At 38.6% G+C, this 11,485-nt stretch carries 9 protein-coding genes; 7 read left to right on the forward strand and 2 right to left on the reverse strand.

Going from position 1 to position 11,485, the window contains the following annotated elements; all coding sequences use genetic code 11:
- Nucleotides 1-225: 225 nt before the first annotated feature.
- Together NHH15_RS14905 and NHH15_RS14910 are read right to left on the reverse strand one after the other, a co-directional pair.
- Nucleotides 226-1,581 (reverse strand): MATE family efflux transporter, encoded by a 1,356-nt coding sequence (locus NHH15_RS14905; protein ID WP_262067443.1) that lies wholly within the window; start codon nucleotides 1,579-1,581, stop codon nucleotides 226-228.
- Between the two features lie 80 nt (nucleotides 1,582-1,661).
- Nucleotides 1,662-2,327 (reverse strand): GntR family transcriptional regulator, encoded by a 666-nt coding sequence (locus NHH15_RS14910; protein WP_262067444.1) that lies wholly within the window; start codon nucleotides 2,325-2,327, stop codon nucleotides 1,662-1,664.
- 300 nt (nucleotides 2,328-2,627) lie between these two features.
- On the opposite strand from NHH15_RS14910, the gene NHH15_RS14915 reads away from it, so the two are divergent.
- The 7 genes from NHH15_RS14915 (at nucleotide 2,628) to iolD (ending at nucleotide 11,345) form a co-directional block, all read left to right on the forward strand.
- Nucleotides 2,628-3,452, forward strand: a complete 825-nt coding sequence (locus NHH15_RS14915; protein WP_262067445.1) for a transketolase — start codon at nucleotides 2,628-2,630, stop codon at nucleotides 3,450-3,452.
- Between the two features lie 2 nt (nucleotides 3,453-3,454).
- On the forward strand, nucleotides 3,455-4,420 hold the full coding sequence (locus tag NHH15_RS14920; protein WP_262067446.1) for a transketolase family protein: 966 nt from the start codon (nucleotides 3,455-3,457) through the stop codon (nucleotides 4,418-4,420).
- Nucleotides 4,421-4,430: 10 nt separating this feature from the next.
- Nucleotides 4,431-5,216, forward strand: a complete 786-nt coding sequence (locus NHH15_RS14925; RefSeq protein ID WP_262067447.1) for a 5-deoxy-glucuronate isomerase — start codon at nucleotides 4,431-4,433, stop codon at nucleotides 5,214-5,216.
- A gap of 15 nt (nucleotides 5,217-5,231) precedes the next feature.
- The gene (locus tag NHH15_RS14930; protein WP_262067448.1) at nucleotides 5,232-6,341 is read left to right on the forward strand and encodes an iron-containing alcohol dehydrogenase; all 1,110 of its coding nucleotides are present in this window, start codon (nucleotides 5,232-5,234) and stop codon (nucleotides 6,339-6,341) included.
- 12 nt (nucleotides 6,342-6,353) lie between these two features.
- Nucleotides 6,354-7,805, forward strand: coding sequence for a 4-hydroxyphenylacetate 3-hydroxylase family protein (locus tag NHH15_RS14935; protein WP_262067449.1), 1,452 nt, complete (start codon nucleotides 6,354-6,356; stop codon nucleotides 7,803-7,805).
- A gap of 255 nt (nucleotides 7,806-8,060) precedes the next feature.
- Nucleotides 8,061-9,368, forward strand: a complete 1,308-nt coding sequence (locus NHH15_RS14940) for an acetyl-CoA hydrolase/transferase family protein (protein WP_262067450.1) — start codon at nucleotides 8,061-8,063, stop codon at nucleotides 9,366-9,368.
- Between the two features lie 39 nt (nucleotides 9,369-9,407).
- Nucleotides 9,408-11,345 (forward strand): 3D-(3,5/4)-trihydroxycyclohexane-1,2-dione acylhydrolase (decyclizing), encoded by a 1,938-nt coding sequence (gene iolD, locus NHH15_RS14945; protein WP_262067451.1) that lies wholly within the window; start codon nucleotides 9,408-9,410, stop codon nucleotides 11,343-11,345.
- Nucleotides 11,346-11,485: the final 140 nt, after the last annotated feature.

The raw sequence follows: 11,485 nt of genomic DNA on the forward strand, positions 1-11,485 counted from the left end.
ACAAACCGTAGGGCATACGGGGATAGCCTGCAGATACTTATTCCATTAGGAATATTGAACAGGAAGCCCCCACTTCAGAATGATAGCATTCAAGTGGTGGGAGCATGTCACTTCCCATATCTCTTCTCCTAATTCTAAACTTTATTTGATTTATCATTACTGTGTAAAGTCTATCTACATAGAGAATATTGACAAATCGAGCCGTAGGCACCTCCAAGCGGGGAGCTAAGAGGATTGAGTGTTTTTGATTTTATAAAAAAAGTTCACCTTAATAAATGCAGGAATACATTTAAACACTTGATCCGAGTTTAAGAAAGCGATGACAATAATCACAGGAAGCTTCCAGATAAAGGCAGCCAAAAAGGACAGAGGATACATAATGCACCAGATGCAAACAAGATCTACTTTTAATGCAAATTTAGGGTCTCCGCTTCCTCGTATGATTCCTGTGTTAACAGGCATCTGATAGGAAGTTCCGATAGAGGTAATACTTAAAAGTGTAATAATGGATAAAGCCAGGCCTCTTGCTTCTGAATTCAAGGAGTACATACTGATTAAAGGACCCTTGACTAGATTTAAACATAAGCAAATAAAGAGCCCTACAAATAAGTATATAAACTGCAGTGTCTTTTTGTATTTCTTTAAATTCTCCGTATCTCCTGCCCCGATTGATTTTCCAACCACCACCACAGTCGCAGAAGAAGAGCCAATTGCAATAAGCTTCAAATACTGAAAGATTGTGGTAGCAGCGCTATTTGCTGCAATCGCATCCGAGGAGAGATGGCCTAGAACAACGGTTTGCAAAGTGATTGAGAGTCCAAATAAAGCTTGGGTTATTACAATAGGAAGACTCGTCTTCCCATAGGAGACTACACTGGCTCTTTTTATCTCGGAAGGAATGAAGGAAAAAACGCCTTTTTGTACCTTACGGATATAGATGATTACAATAATCAGCTCTAAAATACGAGCAGATAATGTACCAATTGCAGCACCGACAATTCCAAGTTTTGGAGCGCCAAAATGTCCGAATATAAATATGTAGTTTAATGAAATATTCACCAATAACGAGACACAGGAAATCGAAAAACCTATGCGTACCCGTTCCATGCTTCGAAGTGATGCAATCAAAATATTACTGATAATAAAAGGTAAATATGTAAACCGCATAAGCCATAGATACTGAGTTCCGGCATCTATGATGACAGGATCCGGTGTGAAAATACGAAGCAGATTTCCGGGAAAAAGGCTGGCAGCAATTGTTAACAATAATCCGACAGTAATACCAATGGATAGGGCGATCGTTGTAAAAATCCGGATGGGTTTAATGTCTTTTTTGCCCCATGCCTGAGAAGCTAGCACCACAAGACCTTCGCCTAAGCCCAGAGTTACTTGCTGTAACAGAAACTGAATCTGATTAACGGTTGCAGCTCCGGATAGAGCGGTTTGGCTATAGCTGCCAAGCATAATATTGTCCGCTACGTTTACACTGTAGGTAATCATATTTTGGATAATGATAAAAAATGCAATCTGAAAAAAGCTCTTAAAAAAGGGGTTTCGTATGAATTTTGTTTTTGTTTCCATATTGTTCTCCAGTACAGATAAAGAGACTGCCATAAAATGCTGCTCGTAAGAGAATCATTTTATTACAGCCTCAAGATATTTTATGCAAAAGCTACCACCTTAATATCCTTTGCTTCAAGATGATAAAAAGGTGCAAGATGATTTTTTGTTGCGTCTAAGACAGAATTTAAATCTCGTGAATATAAGGCATCTAAAATCTGTGTATGCTGTTGTAAATCGCAAAAAGCACCAGGCGCGCTTTCATCAATTCTGTCAATTTGCAGAAGTCTGGTTTTGAGCATGATATTCTTTTGCAGATTAATCAGCAATTCATTCTTGCTGATTTCAATCAGTTTCATATGAAAAGAAGCATCGTATTTAATTTGCTCGTACCAGTTCTTTTCCATATGAGCATTATAACATTTATCAGAGAGATCCTTTAAAGCATCAAAATCCCGATTGCTTCCATTTTGTATAGCTAGCTGAGAGGAAAGGCAATCCATAGTGATACGAACCATACCCAGTTCTTTTATTGATTGTTCGTCAAAAGTAATTACTTCCGTAAAACAATTTGGAATCAATCTTACGATTCCCTCATTTGATAAACGACGCACTGCTTCTCTAACAGGAGTACGGCTTACTCCTAAATCCTTTTCAATCTGTTGTTCATTAATACGCTCGCCACATTTGATTTTTTTCGTCAATATTAATTCTTTTATATGATCATAGACAAAATCACCTAAAACGGCTCTGTTTTTTACTCGCATTTGTATCGCTCCTTCTATATTAAGTGTATAAAAACTGAATCGCATAAAACTGATAATAGTATAACAGATTAGTAATATAAAAAGCAAGATAGTATATAACAAAATGATATTTTATACAATTGATATTGAAAATATACAAAATCGGGAAAGGAATTTAGTGAAATATTTATGTTGAATGTGTATTGACATTCAAAGACCAACTATATACAATGAGTTTAAATAATATAAAACGCGTTTGATTTTATACAATTACTAAAGTTAGTATATTACCCCGGAGAAAGCAAGAAAGGAAGGAATGGAATGTATCAGAATAAAAATACAAAAGAGTTTGCACAGGAAATTAGAGTAAACGCATTAGAAGGATTAAAAGATTTAGGATTTGGTCATGTTGGAGGAGCAATGTCGGCAACAGATGTTTTAGCTGTATTATATGGAAAGGTTATGAATATAGATCCGAAAAATCCTCAGTGGGAGGACAGAGATTACTTCGTAATGTCAAAAGGACATGCAGGGCCTGCACTTTATGCAACTTTGGCGTTGTCAGGATATTTTCCAGTAGAGGAGCTGCAGACAATCAATCGTAACGGAACACGCCTTCCAAGTCACTGCGATAGAAACAGTACACCAGGAATTGATATGAGTACGGGGGCGTTAGGGCAAGGAATGTCTACAGCAATCGGTATTGCTCATGGGAATAAGATTTTAGGAAAAGATAATTATACTTACCTATTATTAGGAGATGGGGAATGTGATGAAGGTCAGGTGTGGGAAGGAGCTCTTTATGCACCACAACATCAGCTGGATCACTTAATTACATTCATCGATTACAACAAACAACAACTGGATGGATATACGAAGGACATCTTGGATTTAGGAGACTTACAACAGAAGTTTAATGATTTTGGTTGGTATACTTTGGAAGTCGATGGACACAACGTAGATGCAATATATGATGCTATTGAACTCGTTAAGAAGCAAGAAGGAAAACCTGGCATGATTATTCTCAATACACAAAAAGGAAAAGGATGTAATTTTGCAGAAGGTATTCTATACAATCATCATATGACATTTTCAAAAGAACAGTGTGAAGAAGCAATTAAATGTATAAAGGAAGGTGGAAAATAGTCATGAAATATACAGTAAATAATCAACATACAACGGAAAAACTTGCAATGCGGGACGCTTACGCAGAGACAATGACAGAGCTTGTAAAAGAAAATCCCAAGATTATGTACTTGGAAGCAGATTTAATGAATTCAATCGGAATGGTTAATTTTTCAAAAGAATTTCCGGAAAATACAGTGAATTGTGGAATACAGGAAGCGAACATGATAGGTGTGGCGTCAGGAATGTCTGCAGTAGGCCTAGTTCCCTTTACTCATACATTTGGATGCTTCGCAACAAGAAGAGCATTGGATCAAATCTTTGTATCAGGTGCTTTTGCAAAAGCAAATATCAGAATGCTGGGAAGTGATCCTGGAGTTACGGCAGCCTTCAATGGTGCGACTCACATGCCTTTTGAGGATATTGGATTATTAAGAGGAATTCCTGGAATTACAATTATAGAGCCAACCGATTCAACCATGCTTAGAGATATGGTAAAACAAACTGCAAAGATGGATGGAATGTTCTATATTCGTTTATCTAGAAAAAATGCAGTAAAAGTTTTTGAAGATGGAGCGACCTTTGAAATTGGCAAGGCAGCAAAAATTAAAGATGGAACGGACGTTACCCTGATTGCTTCGGGAATTTGTGTAGATGAAGCAATGAAAGCGGCAGAAATGTTGGAAGAAAAGGGAATCAATGCTGGGATATTAAACGTATTTACAATTAAGCCAATTGACCGTGAAGCCATTGAAGAGGCAGCAAAAAAGACTGGTGCAATCGTTACGATTGAGAATCACAATGTTCACAACGGACTTGGCAGCGCAGTTTCTGAAGTGCTTGTTGAGACAATGCCAGTCCCTATGGAAAGAATTGGAATCCAGGATGAATTTGGAGAAGTAGGGTCAGTGGATTATTTAAAAGAAAAATTTGGATTAACAGCAGAAAATATTGTAAAACAAGCAGAAAAAGTGATTAAGAGAAAGTAGGAGATGTATCATGATATTAAGAGGAAAAGAGTTCAAACGTGGATATGAAAGATTAGTAGAAGAAGAAAATAAAGATATTAAAATGGATTTTGGGATGTTGACTTTGGCGAAGGGTGATTTGTTTGTATTCACAGAAGCAAAAGAGTGTATTTTTACATTACTTTCAGGTGAAGTAAACTTCAAATATGATGGAAAATCAGAAGATGCACTTCGCAATTCCTGCTTCCATGAAAATCCAATTGTCCTTCATGTACCACAGAACACAAAGGTGGAAATAACAGCCTTAAGCGCAAAAGCAGAAGTTATTGTACAGGCAACAAAAAATGAGAAGAGTTTTGAATCTAAATTATACAGGACTGAAGACTTACTTTGCCCTACAGAAATGCGTGGAGAAGGAAGTATGAATGAAGCTTCCACAAGAATTGTAAGGACATTTTTCGATCGCTCTACTTGCCCGGAGACAAATTTCTTCATCGGCGAAGTAGTAAGCTTTCCAGGAAAGTGGTCCAGCTACCCACCTCATGCTCACGTAGAACCAGAAATCTATTTCTACAGATTCTTACCGGATAATGGATATGGGTTTGCAGAGATGGGGGATGACGCATACAAAGTTCGCAATAATGATTTAACTGGCATGCCAGGAAATGTTACTCATAGTCAATCGACAGCGCCGGGATATGCAGAATACTACCTATGGGTTATTCGTTTACAGGATGATGAAAATATGGTAACAAATGTAGTAAAAGAGCATGCTTGGGTAGCAGAAGAAAACGCTAAGTATTTCCCGGAAATATAAGGAGGAGCAGCGAAAATGAAGGAATTTTTATTGAAACCTAAAATCGCAATTTACGACTCACTAAAATCTCTTTTAGAGGAGAAGAAAATTGGGAAAGAGGATTTGATTATCACAAATGAATTTGTATTGATGCCTCAACTCGGAAACGAAGAACCACCTTGTGATGTACTTTACCAAGAGAAGTTTGGACAAGGAGAGCCTTCGGATGAAATGATTAACGGTATGTTCAAGGAAATGAAGGGAAAAACCTACAAAAGAATCGTTGCAATCGGAGGGGGAACCATTATTGATATCTCGAAACTTTTCGTGTTTGGAGCAGATTGTGAAGTGGAAGAGCTCTATGAAAAGGGTGCTGCTTTAGAGAAGAAGAGTGAGCTTATCATCCTACCAACAACCTGTGGTACAGGAAGTGAAGTGACGAATATATCAATTGTTGAATTCAAGAAAAAGCACACAAAGTTAGGATTGGCAATTCCTCAGCTATTTGCGGATGAAGCAGCTCTGGTACCTGGAATGTTAAAAACACTGCCCTATGGAGTTTTTGCAACCAGCTCAATTGATGCATTGGTTCATGCAATGGAATCCTATATATCGCCAGAAGCAAGTCCGTTTTCAAGAATGTTTGGAAAAGAAGCAATTGGTAAAATCTTAAATGGATATCTTGAAATGAGAGAAAAAGGAGAAGCAAAGCTTCCGGCTGATATGGAAGATTTTCTGATTGCAAGTACAATGGCCGGCATTGCTTTTGGGAATGCAGGCTGCGCAGCAGTACATGCCCTTTCTTATCCAATTGGTGGAAATTATCACGTTCCTCACGGAAAAGCAAACTATATGGTTTTTGAAAGTGTATTCAATATGTATAAAGAACTGGGTGCAGACTTATCCCCACTTGAAGTTATTTTAGAAGGTATTTTTAAATGTGATGCCAGTGAAGTATGGGAAAAGATGTTTGATTTGTTAAGCTTTGTTTTAGAAAACCAAAAGCTGGGAGAGCTAGGTGTAGATGCTGCAAAGGCAGAAGAAATGGCAGTTTCAGTTCTGGAAAATCAGCAAAGACTTTTAGGGAATAATCCAATTGAATTGTCAAAAGAACAAATAGTAGAAATATACGTACGTTGTATTTAATAGGAGAATAGTATGAAAACCAGAAATGAATATATAGAAAGTCTAAAAAAACTAAATCTAGAAGTTTATTTACTAGGGGAAAAGGTAGAAGATCCAACGACCCACCCCGTTATTGTACCTTCTTTAAACTCTGTGGCAATGACTTATGAATTGGCACAACAACCGGAATATGAAGATCTGATGACGGCAACATCTAACTTGATGGGAGAGAAAATCAATCGATTTACTCATTTACACCAAAGCACAGATGATTTACTGAAAAAAGTAAAGATGCAGAGACTGTTAGGACAAAAAACAGCTTCCTGTTTCCAGAGATGTGTAGGAATGGATGCAGCGAACGCAACTTATTCTACAACATATGAGTGTGATAAGGCACATGGAACAAACTATCACGAGAACTTCAAGAAGTACTGGGAAAGAATCCAGAGAGAAGACTTAGTTGTGGATGGAGCAATGACAGACCCAAAGGGTGACAGAGGGAAATCTCCATCTCAGCAAGATGATCCGGATATGTACTTAAGGGTAGTAGAAAGACGCCCGGATGGAATCGTTGTAAGAGGATCAAAGGCACATCAAACTGGTATCGTAAATTCTCATGAAGTAATTGTTATGCCAACTGTGGCTATGCGCCCGGAAGATAAGGATTACGCAGTAGCATTTGCCCTTCCTGCTGATGCACCGGGAATCTTCATGATTTACGGACGTCAGAGCTGTGATACCCGAAAATTAGAACCAAATGCAGACATTGATTTAGGAAATAAGAACTTTGGCGGACATGAAGCTTTAATGATATTCGAAGATGTGTTTGTACCAAATGAGTTAATCTTCTTAAATGGAGAGACGGATTTTGCAGGCATGTTAGTCGAACGTTTTGCATCTTACCACAGACAAAGCTACGGAGGATGTAAGGTAGGTGTAGGTGATGTGCTCATTGGAGCAACAGCCCTGGCAGCAGATTATAATGGAGTTCCAAAAGCAAGCCACATCAAAGATAAACTAATTGAAATGAACCATTTAAATGAAACACTTTATTCTTGTGGTATTGCATGTTCCTGCGAAGGAGCAGCAACAGAAGCAGGGAACTTTTATGTTGATACATTGCTTGCAAATGTCTGTAAACAAAATATTACAAGGCTGCCCTATGAGATTACAAGGCTGGCCGAAGACATCGCTGGTGGTCTTATGGTAACAATGCCGAGTCAGTTAGATTATGACAATGAGCACTTAAGACCATATATTGACAAGTACTTAAAAGGAATAGATGCAGTTTCGACAGAAGACCGCATGAGAGTGTTAAGATTAATCGAGAACATTACATTGGGTACAGCAGCAGTAGGTTACAGAACGGAATCTATGCATGGAGCCGGTTCTCCTCAGGCTCAGCGTATTATGATTGGTCGTCAGGCAAATATGGAACACAAAAAGGAGCTTGCGAAGAATATCGCTGGAGTTAAAAATAAATAGCAGATGAAAGTCCATATAAAGTTTTGCGGTGGGTGTAATCCCAGATATAATAGAAGTAAAATAATAAATGAGTTAAAAGAGCAGTTCCACCTTGAAATTGACTATACACCTCCTAAAAGTAATGATTTCAGTATTGTCGTTTCAGGGTGTGAGAGGGAATGTGTCCGTGCTGCGAATACAGAGAATATCATTAACATCAACCAAAATTCAACAGTAAAATCCATCGCAAAACAACTCGATGAATGGAGTGAAAATATGAATAAATTTAAAGAAGCGTATAAGGAAAAATTTGTATCCGCCGAAGATGCAGTTCAGCATATTCAGGACGGAGATAGAGTCGCAATAGGGCATGCCTGTGGGGAACCGCAGGCACTCACCCGAGCATTTACTTCTCGTGTTCAAAATCTTAAGAATGTTGAAACCGTTCATATGATTGGAATGGGTGACAGTGCATATTGCCTGGAAGAATCAAAGGATCATGTTAGACATAATTCGATTTTTGTAGGGAATAAGAATGAGCGACAAGCAATTAAAGAGGGAAGAGGAGATTATACTCCAAGATATTTCTCGAAGATCCCTTCTCTTTTTACCGATGGATCGTTGACGCCAGATGTAGCTCTCGTACAGGTGAGCTCACCGGATGTACATGGATACGTAAGCTTCGGTGTATCTGTAGATTATTCGTTAACAGCTGCAAGAGTGGCAAAGTTAAAGATAGCACAAGTCAATAGCCATATGCCAAGATGTCACGGAGAATGCTTTATGCATATCAGTGAATTTGATTATCTGGTTGAGGAAGATATTCCTATCTTAGAACTATCAAGAAGTGAACTTACAGAGGTGGAAAAAGAAATTGGAAAGAATTGTGCCAGCCTAATTCACGACGGAGACACACTTCAGTTAGGAATTGGAGCATTGCCGGATGCAGTGTTACTTTCTTTAAAAGACAAGAAAGACTTAGGCATTCACTCTGAAATGTTTTCAGATGGTGTAGTAGAGCTAGTGGAAGCAGGAGTTATCACAAATAAGAAGAAAACACTTCATCCTGGAAAACTAGTGGCAACCTTCTTAATGGGAAGTCAGAAACTTTATGATTTTATTGATGACAACCCTTCCGTATATATGGCATCTGCCGATTATACAAATGACCCTTACGTAATTGCCAAAAATGACAATCTCATTTCAATCAACTCTTGTATCTCTGTTGATTTCATGGGTCAAGTAAGTGCCGAGAGCATCGGAACAATGCAGATTTCGGGAGTGGGTGGTCAGGTAGATTTTGTAAGAGGTGCAAACCTTTCAAAGGGTGGTAAGTCTATTATTGCAATGACTTCTACTGCAAAAGGCGGAACCGTTTCTAAAATTGTGCCGATGTTGGAGCCAGGTGCAGCAGTTACAACAGGACGGAATGACGTGGCATATATTGTAACCGAATATGGGGTTGCAGATTTAAGAGGAAAATCCCTCCGGGAAAGAGCAAGGCTTCTTATTAACATAGCACATCCTAAATTTAGAGATGAGCTGATACATGAATGGGAAATGCGCTTTCAGATGGAGTTTTAGGATTCAACAATCATTTCATGAAAAGAAAGGAAAAAAACTATGGGAAAGACAAGAATGACAGTAGGTCAGGCAATTGTAAAGTTTTTAAATCAACAGTATGTAGTATTTGACGGAGAAGAGCATCGTTTTGTAGATGGAATTTTCACGATTTTTGGACATGGTATCGTAGCTGGTTTAGGCCAGGCTCTCGAAGAAGATCCAGGAGATTTAAGAGTTTATCACGGAAGAAATGAACAAGGTATGGCGCATGTAGCTATTTCCTATGCAAAACAAAACAACAGAAGAAGAATTATTGCTTGTACTTCTTCCATCGGACCTGGAGCTGCGAATATGGTAACAGCAGCAGGAACAGCAACGGTTAATAATGTACCATTACTTTTATTCCCAGCAGATACGTTTGCAACGAGACAACCAGACCCAGTTCTCCAGCAAATCGAACAGTCAAACAGTCTTGCAACGACAACAAATGATGCGTTTAAGCCAGTTTGTAACTATTGGGATCGTGTGTCAAGACCAGAGCAGCTAATGACGGCGCTTATTAATGCAATGCGTGTACTTACAAATCCTGCGACAGCTGGAGCAGTATGTGTGGCAATTCCTCAGGATGTTCAGGGAGAAAGTTTTGACTTCCCGGATTACTTCTTTGAGAAGAGAGTACATCGAATCATGAGAACGCCTGCTGATTCTGCACAAATTGAAGATGCAGTTGAAATGATTATGAATGCAAAGAAACCATTCTTCGTTGGTGGTGGTGGTGCACGCTATTCAGAAGCTGGTGCAACCCTTCAAAAGCTTTGTGAAGATTTAACAATTCCATATGGAGAAACACAAGGTGGAAAAAGTGCAACACCTTCCAGCAGCCCAATGAACATGGGTGGTGTTGGTGTAACAGGAACATTATCAGCGAATACAATTGCAGAGCAAGCAGATTTAGTTGTTGGTGTGGGAACCAGATTCAATGACTTTGTTACCGGATCAAAAGAAATCTTCCGAAACAAAAACGTAAAATTCTTAACCATCAATGTTTCGGATTATCACGCTGAAAAGATGGATGCTACAAAAGTGGTCGGTGATGCAAAGGTTAATCTTGAAGCAATCGGGGAGCAGCTAAGAGCAAAAAACTACAAAACAGATTTCACAAAAGAGTACTTAAAAGAAGTAAAAGATGAATTTGCAAAAGAATTAGAGAATATCAAAAACCTTACTTATACAGGAAAAGATTTCGTTCCATTGGTAGCAAGCTGGACACCAGAAATTATGAATGATTATCTGGAACAAATCGGTGGTCAGATTACAGAAACGAACGGTCTATCTATTGTCAGAGATGTAATTGCTGATGATGCAATTGTAGTAAGCGCTTCGGGAAGTTTACCAGCAGACATGGAAAGAATGTGGACAACAGATGAGAAAGATTCTTACAACATGGAATACGGTTATAGTTGTATGGGATACGAAGTACAAGGTGCTTTAGGTGCAAAACTTGCCCGCCCAGATAAAGAAGTATACGCAATTGTTGGAGATGGAGCATTCCTTATGCTGAACTCAGAACTGACAACTGCAATCCAGGAAAAGAAGAAAATCAACGTCGTTCTATTTGACAATGCAGCCTTTGGTTGTATTAACAATCTTCAAATGGGCAATGGAATTGGAAGCCTTTGTACAGAATTCCGTTATCGTAATGAAGAAACAGGAAAGACAGATGGAGATTACATCCATGTAGATTTCGCCAAGGTTGGGGAAGGATACGGACTTAAAACATATACTGCAAAGACACCGGAAGAACTTAGAGCTGCATTAGAAGACAGTAAGAAGCAAGAAGTATCAACCTTGATTGACGCAAAAGTATTACCAAAGACCATGGCAGAAGGATACAAATCTTGGTGGCACGTGGGGGTTGCTTCTACAAGTAAATCAGTCAAGACACAGGAAGCGTGTAAAAACAAAGAAGAAAAGTTAAACGACGCAAGAATGTACTAATCTTAAAAGTTAATCGACCGCAGTGCAAAACACTGCGGTCTTACAATATATGGAGGAATAGTAAATGAATTTCAATATGGATAAAAAGCATGAAATGGCACGTACTCTGTTTAGAGAGTTTGCCGAGACAGAAGTAAAAC

This window comes from Aequitasia blattaphilus (genome assembly GCF_024721305.1).
GTDB classification, from domain to species: Bacteria; Bacillota; Clostridia; order Lachnospirales; family Lachnospiraceae; genus Aequitasia; species Aequitasia blattaphila.

Coding starts and splice junctions, on each gene's coding strand:
- NHH15_RS14905 (WP_262067443.1), bottom strand. CDS start 1,581: ATGGAAACAAAAACAAAATTCATACGAAACCCCTTTTTTAAGAGCTTT.
- NHH15_RS14910 (WP_262067444.1), bottom strand. CDS start 2,327: ATGCGAGTAAAAAACAGAGCCGTTTTAGGTGATTTTGTCTATGATCAT.
- NHH15_RS14915 (WP_262067445.1), top strand. CDS start 2,628: ATGTATCAGAATAAAAATACAAAAGAGTTTGCACAGGAAATTAGAGTA.
- NHH15_RS14920 (WP_262067446.1), top strand. CDS start 3,455: ATGAAATATACAGTAAATAATCAACATACAACGGAAAAACTTGCAATG.
- NHH15_RS14925 (WP_262067447.1), top strand. CDS start 4,431: ATGATATTAAGAGGAAAAGAGTTCAAACGTGGATATGAAAGATTAGTA.
- NHH15_RS14930 (WP_262067448.1), top strand. CDS start 5,232: ATGAAGGAATTTTTATTGAAACCTAAAATCGCAATTTACGACTCACTA.
- NHH15_RS14935 (WP_262067449.1), top strand. CDS start 6,354: ATGAAAACCAGAAATGAATATATAGAAAGTCTAAAAAAACTAAATCTA.
- NHH15_RS14940 (WP_262067450.1), top strand. CDS start 8,061: ATGAATAAATTTAAAGAAGCGTATAAGGAAAAATTTGTATCCGCCGAA.
- iolD (WP_262067451.1), top strand. CDS start 9,408: ATGGGAAAGACAAGAATGACAGTAGGTCAGGCAATTGTAAAGTTTTTA.